Here is a 17,727-nt window from a genome sequence, read left to right as displayed (position 1 = left end):
GAACCGCCGGTCGCCCCGAGGCGACCGGCGGTTTTTTTGTTGCCAAGGGCGCGGTCTCTGCCCGATCCTGTCCCCACCGTCCCCATCGTCCCGAAGGAGCCCGACCCCGATGCCCGCGACCGTTGACGACCTCCGCGGACTTCACGACCTGCACCGCCGCGTCAAGGCGCTCCGCGATCGTCTGGAGTCCGGACCAAAGACCCTCGCCGCCCGCATGCGCGGCCTCGAATCGCGCCGCGCGGCCCTCGAAGAGGCCCGCACTGCCCTGAAGCAGCGGAAGTCCGACGTCCAGCGTCAGGAACTGCTGGTTCAGAGTCAGCGAACCCGGTGTGACGACCTGCGGATCAAGCTCAACAGCGTCAAGAAGAACGAGGAATACAAGGCGATCATGAACGAGATCGCCATGATCAACAAGGACGTCAACAGCAAGGAAGAGGCCATCCTCGAACTGATGCAGGGGGTCGAAACGGCCGCCGCCGAACTGGCCACACAAGAGGCCGAGGTCGCCAAGTTCGCCGAGGGGGTCGAGGCCCTTCGCCACGACATCGAATCCAAGGCCGAAGGGCAGCGCGCCCAGCTCCAGGAACTGGAAGCGGCGATTACCGAGAGCGAGGCCGTGGTCCCTCCCGACGATCGCGAACGCTACCGGCGTTCGGTCAAGGGCAAGGGAGACGACGCCTTCGCCGCCGTCGATCGCCATACCCGAGCCTGCGAAGGCTGCAATCAGGTCAACACGATCCAGGATATCAGCGAGCTGATGAACGCCGAGCGCCTGGTCTTCTGCAAGACCTGCGGCCGGATCATGTACCTCGTCGAGGATTGATGGATCGATCGCCCGCCGAGGCGCTGCCGATCACCGGACGGCCCCGGGATCACCTTCCTGAGAAATGAGAAAGGTGATCCCGAGCCCGTACCTATCTCGAGATCACCGGTCATCCCCCTTCGAGGGCAGCGGATTCGATCGCCGGGCTTGGGTGGTCTCCCTCCGCGCCGTGCTCACCGTGGCCGGCTGGCAAGACGAAGAAGGCGACGGCGAGGATGGCGTAAATCATCAGGAGCATCGCCCCTTCCAGCCAGTTCGACTCGCCGTCCTCGGCCACCATCCGGGCGATGAAGACGGCGAGCAAAACGGCCACGATCTCCAGCGTGGTGAAGAGCAGGTCCATCGGCTCCTCGCGCAGGTAACTGGCAAAGACCAGGACCGGCGCGACGAACAGGGCGATTTGCAGGGCCGAGCCGATGGCGATGCCCACGGATAGGTCCATCTTGTTCTTCATCGCCACCAGGATCGCCGTCGAGTGCTCGGCCGCGTTGCCGACGATCGCCACGACGATCACACCGACGAAGACCTCGCTCAGACCGAACGACTGCGTCGTGTGCTCGACGGCGCCGATGAGAATCTCGCTCATGATCGCCACGAAGGTTGTGGCCAAGAGCAAGGTCCCGATCGATCGCCTCATGCTCCATCCGGGACCGTGGCCGTGCAGGCTCTCGTCGGCGGTCCCCTCCTCGGCATCGGGATTGAACAGGTCCTGATGCGTTTTGAGGCTGAAAACGAGGTAGAGGACGTACGTCACCATCAGGATGATGCAGACGCCGACGCTCAGCTCGTGTTCGAGCATTAATCGCTGCCCCTGGCCTTCCTCCTCGGCCACCTGAACGACCTCGGGCAAGGCGTAGAAGATGGCCGGAATGAGCATGCCGAAGGCGGCCAGCACCATCATGGTCGAGCCGACCCCGGCGGCCGTCCGATTAAACTGCTGCCGGGGCCATCGCAGGCCGCCGGCCAGCAGACTGGCGCCCATGACGAGCAAGAGGTTGCCGATGATCGACCCGGTGATCGACGCCTTGACCACCTCGTCGAAGCCGCGGAACAGGGCGAACAGAGCGATGATCAGCTCGGCCGCGTTGCCGAAGGTGGCGTTCAGGAGCCCGCCGATCCCCGGCCCGAGCCGGTGGGCGAGGTGCTCGGTCGATTCTCCCATCAGGCCGGCCAGGGGGATGATCGCCAAGCCTGCCGTGATGAACTGCCAGGTCTCTCCGACCCCGGCAATCCGCAAGCCGATGCCGATGGGAATGAACAGCAACATCAGGCTCAACCAGCCGACACGACGGGGGTCGCACCAGTCTCGCCAATCAAATGTATGAGCCGCGGAATCGGGGGGCAGAGGATGCCTCGCTTCCTGAGGGGAGCGTCCCTCTGGTCGTGATGGCGATCGTTCCCGTCGGTTGACTCGCTTCTTAGTCAATTTATAATGGCTCCCGTGCGATCCCCGACTCGAGGGACGCGACCTTAGTTCGGCTCCGATCGAGCATCCTTTACAGACGGCGAGGCTCTCTCATGGCTGGGAACGTCCAAGAGTTTACCGACGCGACTTGGCAGTCGGAAGTTCTCGATTCGGATGTCCCTGTGGTGGTCGATTTCTGGGCCCCCTGGTGCGGTCCCTGTCGGATGCTCGCGCCGACAATCGAAAAGCTGGCGAACGAGTATTCCGGCCGTGTGAAGATCGGCAAAATGGATACCGACCAGAACAACAACACCCCCAGCAGCCTGGGTATCTCGTCGATCCCGACGGTCGTCTTCTTCCAGGGGGGCAAGGAAGTGGGCCGCCTGGTCGGAGTGAACCCCGAGGCGAAGTTCAAGGCGACCCTGGCCGAAATGGGTGTCTCCTGAGTGAGCCTCTCGCTTGCCGCTCGTGATCGCTAACGTGCAATGCTGTGAAACATACTGGACGACGGCCATCCGCTGAGCGTGGGCCGTCGTCACGCTACGATTTGGACGCTGTCATCAACGCTTCCGCTCCGCTTATCAAGATTTGCGGCGTGACCACGCCCGACGATGCTCGGATGGTGGCCGGGTCGGGGGCCGACTGGATCGGCATCAACTTCCACCCGGCCTCGAAGCGTTATGTCCCGCCGGATCGAGCTCCCGGTCTGGTCGCGGCGATGGCGGGGCTTGCCGAACCGGTCGGCCTGTTCGTCGATCGACTCCCGGCGGAGATCGTCCGGGAGTCGGAGCGTGCCGGTGTCCAGATCGTGCAGCTTCACGGGGAGGAACCGCCCGAAACCGTCCGCGACCTGAAGCGAGACGGTTACCAGGTGATTCGAGCCTTCCGCCTGGCCGACCGGGCATCCGTCGATCGCCTGGAAGCCTGGCTCGTCCTCGCGGCGCAGCTCGATGGATTGCCCGACGCGGTGCTGGTCGATGCCTTCGTGCCCGGCCAGCAAGGGGGCACCGGGCATGCCATTGCAACCGACGTCCTCGACCATCTGGCCGATCGTCTCAACACCTCACCATTTCTGGCAACGCATCACGAGCCGGCCGAAGGCGCGGCTCCCCGGCTCATCCTTGCCGGCGGCCTGACGCCCGACACGGTTGCCGAGGCGGTCGCTCGGGTCCGGCCCTGGATGGTCGATGTCGCCAGTGGGGTCGAGTCGAGTCCCGGTCGGAAGGACCGCGACCTCGTGTCGGCCTTCATCCGAGCCGCCCGGTCAGCCTGATGCGGCGGCTCCTGCGCGTCGAAGGGCTTTCGGTATGCCTGGGGGGCCAACCGCATCGCGGCTGGCTTCCTCCGGGAGCCGCGCAGCCGTTGCCGACCCCGACGCGATCGGTCCTGATCGACCTTCTGATCGAAGCCGACGATTCCGGCTGTCTCCTGATCGTCGAGGCGCAGGACGGGTCGATCGCTGCCGACACCTGGCATGCCTCGCTCGACGAGGCCAAGCGAGCCGCTCTGGCGTGGTTCGGGGTCGAGTCGGACGATTGGACGGCGGCTTGACCCGGTCGTTGGTCCGGAACGCGCCGATTCTTCGGTCGGATCCGGCGAAATCCCCCTATCCGGACCTCGGCAGGCGTGGTTACAATGGCTCGTTGCGTCCCCAATCCCGGCCTGCGCGCGGCGCCGGGACCTGACTCTCCTTCGATTTCCCTTTTGCATCCAGGGCGGCAACGATCCCGACCCGACGCGCGCCGGGACGGACGGAGGCTGCCGGGCGGTCCGGACCGACCTTATTTTTATGGTAGATCGCAACCTGCTCCGCGAGTTCGATATCTCCGATGAAGAGTTCTCCACCGCCGTCTACACCGACGGCAGCCAGGAGGACCCGATGGCCCTACTTGAGGAGGGCCAGGAGTATGTGCTCAATACGATCGTCCACGGCAAGGTGGTCGATATTGTCGGCGACCAGGCGATTGTCGACGTCGGCTACAAGGCCGAGGGGCTCGTCCCGCTGAACGAGTGGGATGAGACCGAGGGCCGCCCCGAACCGGGCGACGAGGTCGAAGTCCTGCTCGAAGGCATGGACGACGACACCGGCGAGATCTTGCTCTCCCGCAAGAAGGCCCACCGCATGCGGGCCTGGGAGAACGTCATCTCCAAGCACGCCGAGGGCGACGTCGTCACCGGCCGCGTTACGAAGAAGATCAAGGGTGGCTTGCTCGTCGATATCGGCGTCAACGTCTTCCTGCCGGCCAGCCAGGTCGATATCCGACGCCCCTCGGACATCGGGGATTACCTCGATACCGAGATCCAGTGCATGATCCTCAAGATCGACGAAGGGCGACGCAATATCGTCGTCTCGCGCCGCAAGCTGATCGAGGAACAGCGCGCCCGGCAGAAGGAAGCCCTGCTGTCGGAGATCGAGATCGGCCAGGTCCGCAAGGGTGTCGTCAAGAACATCGCCGACTTCGGCGCGTTCGTCGACCTCGGCGGGATCGACGGCCTCTTGCACATCACCGACATGTCGTGGGGCCGGATCAACCACCCGAGCGACATGGTCCGGATCGACGACACGATCGAGGTCATGGTCCTCAACGTCGACCGCGACCGCGAGAAGATCGCCCTGGGCCTGAAGCAGAAGTCGGCCAGCCCGTGGGAGAACATCGGCGAGAAGTACCCGGAAGGCGCCCGCGTCACCGGCGAAGTCGTCAACGTCATGTCCTACGGGGCCTTCGTCAAGCTCGAAGAGGGGATCGAAGGGCTCGTCCACATCTCCGAGATGTCCTGGACGAAGCGCATCAATCACCCGAGCGAGCTGGTTCAGATCGGCGACAAGGTCGAGGTCGTCGTCCTCGGGATCAACCGCGACAAGCAGGAAATCTCGCTGGGCATGAAGCAGACCCAGCCGAACCCCTGGGATCAGGTCGCGCAGAAGTACCCGCCGGGCACGATGGTCGACGGTACCGTCCGGAACCTGACGAACTATGGCGCCTTCATCGAGATCGAGGAAGGGATCGACGGGCTCCTGCACATCTCCGACATGAGCTGGACCCGCAAGATCGGTCACCCGAACGAGCTGCTCGAAAAGGGCCAGCAGGTCTCTTGCCAGGTCCTCAACGTCGACCAGGAACGCAAGCGGATCGCGCTGGGCCTGAAGCAACTGAAGCAAGACCCGTGGGAGACCGACATCCCCGACCGCTACCACCCCGGCGACGTGGTGGTGGGCAAGGTCACCAAGCTGACCAACTTCGGCGTTTTCGTCGAGCTGGAACCCGGCCTGGAAGGCTTGCTGCATATCTCGGAGCTGGCCGACCACAAGGTTGACAGTCCCGAGGAAATCGTCAACGTGGGCGACGACATCGAGGTGAAAATCCTCCGGGTCGACCGCGGCGAGCGCAAGATCGGCCTGTCGAAGAAGAAGGCCGGTTGGAGCCAGGAAGAGATCGAGGCCGAGGAGACGAAGGCCGAAGGGGCCGCCCCTGGCACCCCGGCTGCCGCCGCCGCCGCGTCCTCGACCAAGTCCGAGCTCAAGGGCGGTCTTGGTGGTGGTGGTCCGCTCTTCTCCTTCGGGAGCCAGGAGTCCGGCGAAGCCACCGAAGCCGAGGCTTCGGCTTCTGCCGAGGCTTCGGCCGAACCTGCGGCTGCCGAGGCTTCCGCCGAATCGACCGAGCCCGAGGCCCCTGCCGAATCGACCGAGCCTGAGGCTTCGGCCGAATCGACCGAGCCCGAGGCCTCTGCCGAATCGACTGAGTCGGAAGAGAAAGCTTGATCGGCTCGGATCACTGATCCCACCAAACGAAGCCCGCCGGAAGCCCTCGCTTTCGGCGGGCTTCGTTGTATTGACGCACTTCCCAAAATGAAGCCGACCCGCCCCCGTCACTCACGGCGGGGACGGGCCGATCGTCGGGCTCCGGTCGGTTCGTTTCGATCGGATCAGAGTTCGTTCAGGAACCCGAAGACGTCGTCGTCGTCATCCGGGGCGAAATTGCCCTCGATGACCGAGTCGACGGCCTGGGCCAGGGCCCCCTCGGAGATGAACAGGCCGCCGCCGAGTCCCTCGCCGTCGTCTCCCTTGGTGGGGCCCTTGCCGCCCCTGCCGGCGTCGGCACGATTGCGGGTGACCTCGGTGCTGTTGAGTTCGAGGACCGAGCCCGGGGTCAGGAAGATCCCGCCACCGAAGGCATCGCCTCCGTCACCGCTCTGGCCCCCGTCGCCCCCCTTGCCCCCGTCACCGCCGAGGGCGCGGTTGCGGTCGATCACCGAGTCGACGACGATGGCGGTCCCCGTGAAGGAAAGGAACGAACTAATGGCGATCGCGCCGCCGCGGGCGGTCCCGCCAGCGCCGCCTGCCCCGCCGGCGTCGCATCCCCGACCGCCCCGGCCGCCAAGGGCCTGATTGCGATCGAGCTGGGCGGAGGTGAGCATCAGGGTCGCCCCGAGGTTGTTGATAGCCCCGCCCTGGGCATCGCCTCCGGCACCGCCGGCGCCACCTTCATCTCCCCCATCACCGCCGGCGCCGCCGGTGGCGGTGTTGCGGTCGAAGACGTCGCCGGTGGAGATGAAGACGGCATCGGGAACCAGGTGGAACGCTCCGCCTACCGCGAGCCCACCGGCGCCGCCGGCGCCACCCAGCCCGCCGGCGCCGCCGGTCCCACCGATCGTCTCGTTCAGCACAAACCGGGAATCGACCGATTCGAGCAGGGAGGCGAAGGTTGTGAAGATCGCCCCGCCGATACCGCTGTTGCCTATGGCCCCGTTGCCACCCTCGCCGCCGTCGCCACCGGCGCCGCCCACGGCGGCATTGCGCGTCGCTACCACCCGGGTGAGTGTCATGGAGGCGAAGTCACCATTGAAGATTGCACCGCCGCCGCCGCCGCCCCCAGAGCCGCCATTGCCCCCCTCGCCGCCGTCGCCACCGGCACCGCCGATGGCGGTGTTGCGTTCCAGTTCCACCTGGTTCAAGGACGCTACGGACCGTGAATTGGTCACGATTGCCCCGCCGAAGCTGATGCCCCCGGAGCCGCCGTTGCCACCGGCGCCGCCTGGGCCGCCGGCACCACCCTGTGAGGAGTTGCGCGAGAAGCGGCTGTCGGAGAGCTCCAGCGTCCCATCCGGGTCGAGGACGATCCCGCCTCCCCAGCTGGATCCGCCCAAGCCGCCGGGTCGTCCGAGCCCGCCGGCCCCGCCGTTGCCTCCCCGGGAGTGGTTCCGCTCGAAGCTCCCGCCGGTCACGATCAGCGTGGCGTTGTCGTCGGCGAAGATCCCGCCGCCGCGACCGCTGCCGCCGTTGCCACCGGCGCCACCGTCGGACCCGCCGTCGCCCCCCTCGCCTCCGGTCGCCTCGTTGCGCTGAAATGTGCTGTCGGAGACCGTCAGGGCCGTGTTGGACCCGGTGATGATCCCGCCGCCGTCTGCCCCGCCGGCGTTTCCGCCGTTCCAGGAGCCGCCACTGTCTCCACCGTTGCCACCGAACACGCGGTTGTCCGAGAAGCTGCTGCCAACGATCGTCGCGCCGCCTCCGGTGGAACCCCCGAAGTAGGCGATCGCGCCGCCGAAGCCGCTCTGGGAGGAACCTCCGGGGCCATTCTCCCCGCCTGTGCCGCCGTCTCCGGAACGGACCTGATTGCCGGAGAAGGTCGTCTCGACGACCTCCAGCGTCCCGCCCGGGTCCATGCCGATCGCCCCGGCCGAGGCGAAGCCGCCGTCGCCCCCGCCGCCGAAGCCGCCGGCCCCGGCGCCGCCGTCTCCGCCCTTTGAGAAGTTCCGCTCGAAGGTGCCGCCGCTGACGCGGAGCGTCGCGTTGTTATCGGCGAAGATGCCGGCGCTCGTGCCCCCGCCGCCGGTGCCACCAACGCCGCCGTCCGGGCCGCCGGCGCCGCCGTCTCCGGCGATCGCCTCGTTGAGCCGGAAGGCGGTGTCGGTGATCATCGCGGTCGAGAAGGTGCCGACGGAGATGCCCCCGCCGAGCCCCTGACTGCCGCCGGCCCCATCGTAGAATTGATCGCTGTCCCCACCATCGCCGCCAAGAGCCCGATTGGCCTCGAAGAGCGAGGCGTCGACGGTCAGGCTCGAGAGAGAGCCCGCAGAGATCCCGCCGAGGTAGATGCCGCCGCCGAGCGCGTTCTGGGAACCCTGGCCGAAGAACCCGATGCCGGCCCCTCCGTCGCCGCTTTCGGCAACATTGGCCGCGAATCTGCTTCCAGTGACTGAGAGGGCATTTCCCCCCTCGGCGCTGATTCCGCCGCCCCGGCCGAAGCCGCCGGTGCCACCGGCGCCGCCGAGGCCGCCACCCCCACCGACGGCAAGGTTTTGCTCGAACGAACTCGCATCGACCTCCACGGACGAGCCGAACGACGCATACAGTCCACCACCCTGACCTGAGCCGCCGCTGCCGCCGAAGGAGAATGGCCCCCCCTCGCCGCCGTTGCCACCGAGGGCCTGGTTGGCCTCGAAGATGGTGCCGGAGACGGTCAGTAGCCCCGACGATCCACCGAAGTGGGCGATCCCGCCGCCGCGAGCGAACGAGCCCCCCAGGCCGGTGGAGTCGCTGTCGCCGCCGTTTCCGCTACGGGCGACATTCGTCGAGAAGAGGCTGTCGGAAACCGAGACGATCGATGCCTCCGTGAGGATCGCGCCGCCTTGGGCGAAGCCACCACCCGCGAGGAAGCCGCCGTCGCCCCCCAGGGCCTCGTTTGCAGTGAACTCGGATCTGGCCACGTCGAGCACCACGCCGGAGGCGGCGATAATTGCCCCACCTCTTGACCGGGTGCCGTTGGAGAAGTCGGGCGAGGCGGCTCCGAGCGCGGCGTTGCCCTTGAACGTGCTGTCGGTGATCGACACCACGACGCCGAAGCCAATGGCGTAGACGGCCCCGCCCAGCGCATCACCGCTGGCACCGGCGAAGGCCTGGTTTCCCTCGAAGTGGCTGTCGGAGATCGAGGTCGGGCCTACGGTGAGGAGCGCCCCGCCCCGCGCAGAGTCGAATCTGTCCGAGCCGACGGCTCGGTTGCCGACGAACGTGCTGCCGGCGACGTCGAGCTTGGAGCCGGAGTCGTTGAAGATCGCCCCGCCATCGCCCAGTGCGAAGCCGATGGCCACGTTGCCATCGAAGGTCGACCCGGAGACGGTCAGGTCCGCGTCCAGGCCGGAATTCCAGATCGCGCCGCCCCGGCCAACGAAGTCCTCGGCCTGGTTGCCCCGGAACGTCGAGCCGTCGACGGTGACCGTGCCGATGTTGTCGATCCCGCCGCCGCGGGTGGCCTCGTTCTCCAGGAACGCGCTGTCGGAGACCAACAGGGTCCCGTTGTTGGAGATGCCGCCGCCGAAGTCGACGTCGTTCCCCTCAAACGTGCTGCCGGAGACCGTCGCCGTCGCGACGCTGACCGCGATCCCGCCGCCGTAGGTGCCGTAATTGCCCCGGAAGGTGCTGTCGACGACCTCCAAGTCGCCCGAAAAGCCCTCGAACCCGCCGAAGGTATGGATGCCGGCCCCGAAGAAGGCCGAGTTCGCCTCAAACGTGCTGCCGGAGACCGAGAGCTCGCCGATGTTGTCGATCCCGCCGCCGTTGTCGGTGGCCGAGTTCTCGACGAAGGTGCTGCCGGAGACGACGAGCGCCCCCGAGTTGGAGATGCCGCCTCCGAAGCTCGCGAAGTTGGCGCGGAAGAGACTGTTGATGACCGTGGCCGAGCCGTCGTTGAGCAGCCCGCCACCGAAGGCAGCCGAGCCCCGGAAGATCTCCAGGCCCTCGAAGGTCGTCTCGCTGCCGGCCGCTACGAAGAACACGCCGCTGAGGGACTGCCCGTCGATCGTCGCCGTGCCGCCGGCCTCGGGGCGGATCGTCAGCGGACCGCTCGGGTCGTCGATCGCCAGGACACCGAGGTCGAGCGGGTAGGTCCCCGCGGGCAGCTCGATCGTGTCGGCCCCGGGGTTCGAGGCGGCCAGGTCGATCGCCTCCCGAAGGCTGGTCACGCCATCGTCGCCAACCACGTCGTCGAACGTGTCGACGAGGATGGTCAGCAGGGTCCGCCGCTCCAGCGCCTCGAGCCGGGGCGTCCGTCGCCCGGTCGAACGATTCCCGAACGAACGTCGATCCGCCCCTCCGCTCGATCGCCTTCGACGAGTGGACGAGTCCCGGCCCGGAATCCTGAAATCCATCGAAGCAACTCCTCGGTGATCACAATGAAGAGCCGCCCGAGAGGCGTCGGCGGGCGGCCTCTCAACGGCCGCCGCCCCTTGTGTGAAGAGAGTTCGACCGCCCCTCGCCTCGGCTCCCCCCCTTCAACACGGGAGGCAGCCGTCCGTTCGCGGCAGGCCTCAACGCCTCGTCCCGCGTCTGGATCGGTATGGGCAGGCCAGTTCACATCCCGGTCGGCTCGAGCGACGATCGGGCGACGACACGCCCGATCGAAGAAGCCCGTAGCCAGAATCCTGCAGCGTCGGGTGAATGGTTACACGATATTTGGGGATTTTTCGGATTTTCCCCGACAAGAACGTTGCAGGTTCAGTCTGTTTCTGGCCAAACGTTCATCAAGTGCTCGATTGAAGCACGTCACCTGATCGGACGATGAGCCCTGAGTGGGTTGTCCTGGGACACCGATCCGCCTCAGGAGCGCTCCGCAACGGGGAATGTGGACTGGCTCGGCAAAAAGGGAGGCCACAGCCTCTCCACCGAGCCCGAATCCACCTCCAATTTCCGCAGCATCACGCTCGACTCGAATCACCCAATCCCACATGCCGCCGGTCATTGGATACCAAACTCCACACCACCCCGCCGACTCGGTCCAGGCTTCGGTTCGCGCACTTCGACCCAATCAACAAGCCACGCTCCCGGCAATAAGGCCTCTCGCTCGGCCTTGAGGAAAAATCCGCAAAATCGAAAAACTCGGAACAATTCGTCTTTCCCAGGCATCCTATTTTCACAAGACCACTTCAAATTCCCACCCTTCCTGGACGATAATGTTTCTGAACCGCGAATCGATCTCGACTGGAGCATGTGGCTGACGCATCGGGGGTGTCATTCCGGCTGACCGGCTAAGGGATGATGCGTTGCGGTGCGAGCCTTGGGCCTCGGGAGGGAGGGATGCGGGGTCGGTGGTGGCGTCGAGCGAAGGCGATCGGGGCTGGCTCCTTGAGGCCGGTCGATTGGCTTTGGCGAGGCGCTCCGGCGGCTCAAAGGCGGGGGAGAGACACCGTCCGGTGCACACCGCAGCACCAGAGTGACCGACGCGAGAGGGACCTTCATGGCTCGTATTCGACGACACCGACGCGACGTGGTTCAGAGCCCGCTGGAGACCTATCTCCGGGAGATCAACGAGGTCAGGCTGCTGAGCGCCGAGGAGGAAAAGGAGCTCGCCCACCGCATCTCTCGGGGAGACAAGGATGCTCGGGATCGCATGATCCGCGCAAATCTTCGGCTGGTTGTGAACATCGCCCGCCACTACACGGGCAAAGGCTTGTCGCTCCAGGACTTGATTGAGGAGGGGAACCTCGGCTTGCTCCGGGCCGTCGAGGGCTTCGACCCGTCGATGGGGACCCGATTCAGTACCTATGCCAGCTACTGGATCAAGCAGTCGATCAAGCGAGCCCTGGTCAACACGGCCAAGCCGATCCGGATTCCGGCCTACATGGTCGAGCTTCTGTGCAAGTGGCGCAGGATGCAAGCGGAGCTTCAGGACCGTCTCGGACGGTTGCCGACGGTTGAGGAAATCGCCGCGGCACTGGAGCTTCCCAAGAAGAAACTGGCGATCGTGAAGAAGGCCATCAAGGTCTACAACCTGGTGCCTCAGACCGATCAGCCCGAGAACGGCTGGAGCCTCGGCGAGATGCTCATGGACGAGCGGACCCGCGCTCCCGACGTGGAAATGCTTGAGGCCGACAACCTGAAACTGGTGATGCTGCGGCTCGACGCGATGGACAAGCGAGAGGCCACGGTGCTCCGGATGCGGTTCGGCCTGAACGATGCGCCGCCGAAGACGCTCAAGGAGATTGGCGAGTCGCTCGGTCTGACCCGCGAACGAGTCCGTCAGATTGAGAACGAGGCGCTGGGCAAGTTGTCCGCCTCGTTTATGGCCGATTGACCAGCCGAGCGGTCGTCTTGTGGAGACGGAATCGTCTCGATCGACTGCGAGTTTCGGAACGACGAACGGCCGACCCCTCGCCCGGGTCGGCCGTTCGCTTCTGGGTCGGTCGTGAAGGTCCGCGGTCTCGATCCACACGATTCCGACGGTCCGGGAGGTTGCACCCCTCCCGAACACATCGTCCGGCCGCACTCAAGAGACGATGCGGCGGCGATGCCGGTGGTAGAGCAGGGCGGCTCCCCCGCTGAGCAGAACGACGATGGTCGTCGGCTCGGGAATCGGGAACGGCTCCGGAGAGTTGTAGGAGCGGATGTTGCTGACCGGCTTCAGGCCGGTGAAGTCGTTGTCGAAGGTCCCTTCGAAGGTGCTTTCGAGTAGCGGGGTGAACTCCATGTAGGCGGTGTCGCCGAAATATCGGGCCAGCTCACCACCGGTCACCTCGATCTCAACGTCAAACATATCGAGACCGATCGGAGCTTCGGGGCTGCCGAAATCGAGCCAGCCGAACTTGGTCGGGGTGCCCTGAAGGAGCAGACCTTCGAAGGTCTGATCTCCGGCGACAATCCGGCCGTACAGTTCGTAGAGGTTCGAAGGATCGGAAACGACGTTTCCATTCGTGTCGAGGTTGAGGACGAGCTTCTGCGACTTGTTGGCGCCGTCGGCATGTTCGATCGGGAACGAGGTGGTCGCGTCTCCGGCGATTTCCCACGGCGTATTGGTCATGGACAGCACGCCTCGCTGGGTTCCTTCATCAAAGTCGTATTCGATCCGACCGTTGATGGCGGCGGCGAGGACATCGGGAAAGGCGAGCTTCGGGTCGGTCCGAATCAGGTTGGCCTCGGCAGAGCTGCCGAACAGGGCAGTGGCTCCGGCGATCAACCCGATGACGGCGACGTAGTGACGCATCCGGTGCATGGAAACTCCTTCGGTCCGATCGCGTCGGGATTAGCCCGCTCGGACCTCACAATTGCAACGCTCGCCGTCTCGTCCCGTCTCACACCCATCCTCTGGTGCGATTGTCGGCGGGCGGATCGGCGAAAATTCGTCCGCGGTCCGCATGGCGATCCAGTCCGTTGTGCCCGAGGGCAGCCGAGGCATTCCCGACGATCCGAAAATCGACGGGTGTCGAGGGCGGGACGGTCGCTCAAGGAAGCAAACTCGATCAAAGGTGTGCGCCCGACCCCGGCATCGGAGCCATCGGGTCGTACTCCGGATCTCCGGGAGCAATCGTCGCGGTCCGGTTCTCCCGGCTGCCGTGCCGTCGCCCCAAAGACGCGGCGAACAATACTCAGCCCTTGCAAACCTGTCAACTCGGAATTTCTCGCTGATCTGTCCCATTTTGTTTGAGGGGCGGCCAGTCGCGCTCGATCGGGTGAAAACCGGTGTCGGAGCCCTTCGTTCGTCGCCGCGACCCTGGCTGCCTGACTGGCTTGGAATCCGTTACCATGCAACGCAGCCGCGGACTTCGACGGTTGGTTCCTGCGTTCTGAGGCCCTCGCGATGCTCGCTGACGACGTGGCCCGTCTGCTCGATGAGATGGGGACGCTCCTGGAACTCCAGGGAGAGAACCCATTCCGGTGCCGAGCGTATCATACGGCCGCCGATGCCGTTCGGGGCGTTGGGGGTGATTTGCACGATCTGATCGCCTCCGGGCGACTGGCCGCCGAGGTCCCCGGCATTGGTGAGACGATCCAGTCGAAGATCATCCAGCTGGTGACCACCGGGCGGCTCTCGGCCCTGGAGGAGCTTCGCGAGCAGATGCCGCCGGGCCTGGTGGCCTTGCTCCGGGTTCCCGGCCTCGGGCCAAAGAAGATCAAGGCCCTGCACGAAGCCCTGGCGATCACCAGCCTTGCCGATCTCCGCCGGGCGGCGGAATCGGGGGCGATTGCCGGGTTGAAGGGGTTTGGGGCGAAGACGCAGCAAAAGATCCTGGAAGGACTTGCCTTTGTGGAGTCGTCGGGCGACCGCATCTTGCAAAGCACGGCGCTCCGGCTGGTGACGCCGATCGTCGAGGCGGTGCGTCAGGCTCCCGGAGTGGAACAGGTTGAGGTTTGTGGGAGTCTGCGCCGCCGGGTGGAGACGATCGGCGATCTCGACGTGCTGTTCGCGGCGAACGACCCCGCGCCGGTACTCGATCTGTTCGTCGCGCTTCCCGAGGTGGCCGGCGTGCTCGCCCACGGGCCGACCAAGGCGAGCGTTCGCCTGGCCCGTGGCGTGCAGTGCGACTTGCGGGGGGTGACTCCCGCTCAGTTCCCGTTCGCCTTGCACTACTTCACCGGATCGAAGGCGCACAACATCGCCATGCGTCGTCGGGCGATTGCCCGGGGGCTCCGGCTCAATGAATATGCCCTGGAAGGCCCCGACGGGCCGATCCCTTGCCAGTCCGAGGCCGAATTGTTTGAGGCGCTGGGGCTGCACTTCATTCCTCCCGAACTGCGCGAAGACCACGGAGAGTTCGACCTGGCCGAGCGCGGCCCGATTCCCCCCTTGATCGAGCGAAGCGACCTGCGAGGCACCTTTCACTGCCATACCGACTGGAGCGACGGCGGCAACACCTTGCTCGAAATGGCCGAGGCCGCCCGGCAGCGCGGCCTGACCTATCTGGGAATCGCCGACCACTCCCGATCGGCCGGCTATGCCAACGGCCTGAGCATGGATCGGGTTCGTCGCCAGTGGGATGAGATCGATCGGTTGAACGAGACGTTTGGGCGGGAGTTCCGGCTGTTCAAAGGGATCGAGTGCGACATCCTGCCCGACGGGTCGCTCGACTATCCGGACGACGTGCTCGAAGGGTTCGATTATGTCGTCGCCAGCGTGCATTCCAGCTTTGGGCAGTCTCGGGACGTGATGACCGATCGAATTGTTCAGGCATTGCGCCATCCGCTGGTCACGATGCTCGGTCATCCGTCGGGCCGGCTGTTACTCCGTCGAGACGCCTATGCCGTCGATCTCGACGCGGTGATTGATGCGGCGGCCGAGGCCGGAACGATGATCGAGATCAACGCCAACCCGCACCGCCTCGATCTCGACGCCCCGCACGCCCGGCGGGCTCGCGAGCACGGGATCACGCTCGTCATCAACCCCGACGCCCACTCCACCGGGGGCCTCGATGACCTGGAGTTCGGCATCGGCGTTGCCCGACGCGCCGGGCTTGGACCCGAGCATGTTTTGAATACGGCAAGCCTCTCGGAGGTGGCTCGGCGGCTACGCAATCGTCGCTCAGGGTGATTGAAGGCAACGGTTCTTCCCAAGCCGGCGGTCGGCGCGACCTTGCGGGTCGGGCCGGGCCTTCTATAATGCAAGTAGGTTCATCCACAACGACGACTGAATCGCACGCCCGATTTGGGGAACGATGACGGACGTTCCGTGAACATCTTCCCCAGACGACGATGTCGCGACCGCCGGAACGACCGGGGCGTTCGACTTGCGCTCTGCTCGAAACTCGTTACGGGTCTGCCGACCGTCGAAACGCTCGCAATGCCCCTGTTGCACGATCGCCGGAACGGGTCAATTTGACCCTCACGCATGAGATTCGCGCCATGGCATTACCGAAATCGGATCAGCCTGATCGACGCCATTTTACCGTCGAAGAAGCCAATCGCGCCTTGCCGCTCGTGCGGGCGATCGTGGCCGATATTGTTCGTCAGTGGCAGGTCGTCAGTGACCTGGAGCAACGCCTGACCCCCGTGCTCGATCGTCGGCGGACCTCCCGTCCCGAAGACGACCCCTACGACGCCGAGCTGGAAAGCCGACGCGCGGAGCTTTCTGCCGAACAGGCGACGTTCCGACGCTATCTGCACGAGCTGGAAACCCTCGGGGTTGAGCTGAAAGGGGCCCACAACGGCCTCTGCGATTTCCCGAGTCTCAAGGACGGCCGCGAGGTCTACCTCTGCTGGAAGCTCGGCGAGCCCGAGGTGTCTCACTGGCACGAGCTGCATTCGGGCTTTTCCGGACGCTTGCCGATTGAAAGCGACGAACCCTCCACTGCGGCTCATTCGGTGTAATCGTGCCGATCGGCATCGCGATTTCTCCTCGTCGAGACCCGGCCGATGGCGCGACGACGTTCTCGGATGGTCCGGCGCGGGGTCGCCTATGCGATGCTCGCGGTGCTGATCGGCTCGGCCGTGACCTGGTTCCTCACTCGGGAATGGCTGCCCCGGACCCTCCGGATTGCGTCGGGCCACGTCGAAGGCCGTTACCATGAGTTCGCCCGACGGCTCGGCCCGGCCGTCGAGCGCAGACTCGGTCGACCTGTGGAAGTCCTGACTTCCGAGGGATCGCTCGCGAGTCGAGAGATGCTGTTGGCCGACGACCCCGACCGTCGCGCCGACCTGGCGATCTTGCAGGGAGGTTCGGTCTCGCTCCGCGGCCTGGTGATGATTGCCCCGCTGTTTCCGGACGTCGTGCATGTCGTCGCTCGGGCGGACCGAGGGATCGAGACGATTGAGGATCTGCGGGGCCGTTGCGTCGCGGTGGGAGATCCGGGGTCGGGCATGCAGATCAGTGCTCGACATCTGCTCGACCACTACGACCTCGAACTCGACGCCCGATCGGTCGGCTTCGAGCATCTTCAGTTCGACGACGAGCTGGACGCGGCGATCGTGACGACCAACTCCAGCAATCGTGCGTTGCGCCGATTGCTGGCCGAAGGGCAGTACGTCCTCGTTCCCGTCCTGGATGCCGAGGCGATCGCACTGATCCATTACCATTACCACGCGATCACCATTCCGCGGGGCCTGTTCTCCGAGACTCCTCGGATTCCTCCCGAGCCGGTGCCGACGATCGCCACGACCGCCTTTCTCGCCACTCGGGCCGATGCCTCCGCTCGGTTGGTCGAGGAAACGCTCGAAGCCCTCTACGCTGAGATCGGCCCCTGGGACTTCCCCGACCTTATTCCACGCTCCCAGGCGCTCGACTGGCAGCCGGCGCCGATGCATCCGAATGCTCGGGCCTTCTTCGATCCGTTCGATCATCTCGGCTGGACGGCCACGGTGCTCGAATCCCTCTCGGCGCTCAAGGAATTACTCTTTGCGATGGCCGCTGGCGCTTACCTGATCTGGGACCGCTGGCGACGGGTCCGGGAACGCGAGACGCAGGAGGAAGTGCGTGCCCAGAAGGAACGCCTCGACCTGTTCCTCGAACAGACTGCTGCGATTGAACGCGAGCAGATGGATACCGACGACCCGCGCCGCCTCCGCGAACTGCTCGACCGCGTTGTCCGCATCAAGCTGCACGCCCTCTCGCAGTTCACCCACGAAACGCTCCGAGGGGATGGCACCTTCGCGCTGTTCTTGCTCCAGTGCAACAACCTGACCAACGTCATCCAGCTCAAGATCGTCACCGCCACCATGCGCCAGCGGCGCTGACCAGCCGAAGGACTCGGCGTCCCCTGATCGAAGCCGCAGACAAAGGGTTCCATCCCTCCCGCTCGG

Annotated in this window: 12 protein-coding genes; 9 read left to right on the top strand and 3 right to left on the bottom strand. The window is 65.4% G+C overall.

What is annotated here, in order from left to right:
* Nucleotides 1-109: 109 nt before the first annotated feature.
* The gene (locus GA615_RS20415) at nucleotides 110-823 is read left to right on the top strand and encodes a zinc ribbon domain-containing protein (RefSeq protein ID WP_152053175.1); all 714 of its coding nucleotides are present in this window, start codon (nucleotides 110-112) and stop codon (nucleotides 821-823) included.
* Between the two features lie 109 nt (nucleotides 824-932).
* On the opposite strand, the gene cax is transcribed toward GA615_RS20415, so the two are convergent.
* Entirely contained in the window at nucleotides 933-2,249 is a 1,317-nt protein-coding gene (gene cax, locus GA615_RS20410; protein ID WP_201750260.1) for a calcium/proton exchanger, read from the bottom strand.
* A 92-nt stretch (nucleotides 2,250-2,341) separates the two neighbouring features.
* On the opposite strand from cax, the gene trxA reads away from it, so the two are divergent.
* The 4 genes from trxA to GA615_RS20390 all read left to right on the top strand — a co-directional run bounded on the left by trxA (nucleotide 2,342) and on the right by GA615_RS20390 (nucleotide 5,988).
* Nucleotides 2,342-2,674 (top strand): thioredoxin, encoded by a 333-nt coding sequence (gene trxA / locus GA615_RS20405; RefSeq protein WP_152053173.1) that lies wholly within the window; start codon nucleotides 2,342-2,344, stop codon nucleotides 2,672-2,674.
* Between the two features lie 101 nt (nucleotides 2,675-2,775).
* Entirely contained in the window at nucleotides 2,776-3,501 is a 726-nt protein-coding gene (locus GA615_RS20400; protein ID WP_390622247.1) for a phosphoribosylanthranilate isomerase, read from the top strand.
* Nucleotides 3,501-3,779, top strand: coding sequence for a hypothetical protein (locus GA615_RS20395; protein ID WP_152053172.1), 279 nt, complete (start codon nucleotides 3,501-3,503; stop codon nucleotides 3,777-3,779). Before GA615_RS20400 ends, GA615_RS20395 begins: the two co-directional genes overlap by 1 nt.
* Before the next feature lie 238 nt (nucleotides 3,780-4,017).
* Nucleotides 4,018-5,988 (top strand): 30S ribosomal protein S1, encoded by a 1,971-nt coding sequence (locus GA615_RS20390; protein ID WP_152053171.1) that lies wholly within the window; start codon nucleotides 4,018-4,020, stop codon nucleotides 5,986-5,988.
* Nucleotides 5,989-6,152: 164 nt separating this feature from the next.
* Here the strand turns inward: GA615_RS20390 and GA615_RS28475 are convergent, their stop codons facing one another.
* Nucleotides 6,153-10,373: a beta strand repeat-containing protein gene (locus GA615_RS28475; protein ID WP_152053170.1), complete on the bottom strand. Its 4,221-nt coding sequence runs from the start codon at nucleotides 10,371-10,373 to the stop codon at nucleotides 6,153-6,155.
* Nucleotides 10,374-11,458: 1,085 nt separating this feature from the next.
* On the opposite strand from GA615_RS28475, the gene GA615_RS20380 reads away from it, so the two are divergent.
* Entirely contained in the window at nucleotides 11,459-12,295 is an 837-nt protein-coding gene (locus tag GA615_RS20380; RefSeq protein ID WP_152053169.1) for a sigma-70 family RNA polymerase sigma factor, read from the top strand.
* 192 nt (nucleotides 12,296-12,487) lie between these two features.
* Here GA615_RS20380 and GA615_RS20375 read toward each other — a convergent pair whose 3' ends face one another.
* On the bottom strand, nucleotides 12,488-13,210 hold the full coding sequence (locus GA615_RS20375; RefSeq protein ID WP_152053168.1) for a PEP-CTERM sorting domain-containing protein: 723 nt from the start codon (nucleotides 13,208-13,210) through the stop codon (nucleotides 12,488-12,490).
* A gap of 585 nt (nucleotides 13,211-13,795) precedes the next feature.
* Here GA615_RS20375 and polX point away from each other — a divergent pair.
* From polX to GA615_RS20360, 3 genes are all read left to right on the top strand, one after another.
* The gene (polX, locus tag GA615_RS20370; protein WP_152053167.1) at nucleotides 13,796-15,523 is read left to right on the top strand and encodes a DNA polymerase/3'-5' exonuclease PolX; all 1,728 of its coding nucleotides are present in this window, start codon (nucleotides 13,796-13,798) and stop codon (nucleotides 15,521-15,523) included.
* Between the two features lie 311 nt (nucleotides 15,524-15,834).
* Entirely contained in the window at nucleotides 15,835-16,299 is a 465-nt protein-coding gene (locus GA615_RS20365; protein ID WP_152053166.1) for a DUF2203 domain-containing protein, read from the top strand.
* Nucleotides 16,300-16,344: 45 nt separating this feature from the next.
* On the top strand, nucleotides 16,345-17,661 hold the full coding sequence (locus GA615_RS20360; protein ID WP_152053165.1) for a TAXI family TRAP transporter solute-binding subunit: 1,317 nt from the start codon (nucleotides 16,345-16,347) through the stop codon (nucleotides 17,659-17,661).
* The last annotated feature ends 66 nt before the right edge of the window (nucleotides 17,662-17,727 follow it).

Origin of the sequence: Tautonia marina (assembly GCF_009177065.1) — a bacterium.
In the GTDB taxonomy this organism is placed as follows: domain Bacteria; phylum Planctomycetota; class Planctomycetia; order Isosphaerales; family Isosphaeraceae; genus Tautonia; species Tautonia marina.
The sequence above is the reverse complement of the archived record's forward strand: the minus strand, read 5'-3'. Positions and strand labels throughout refer to the sequence as shown.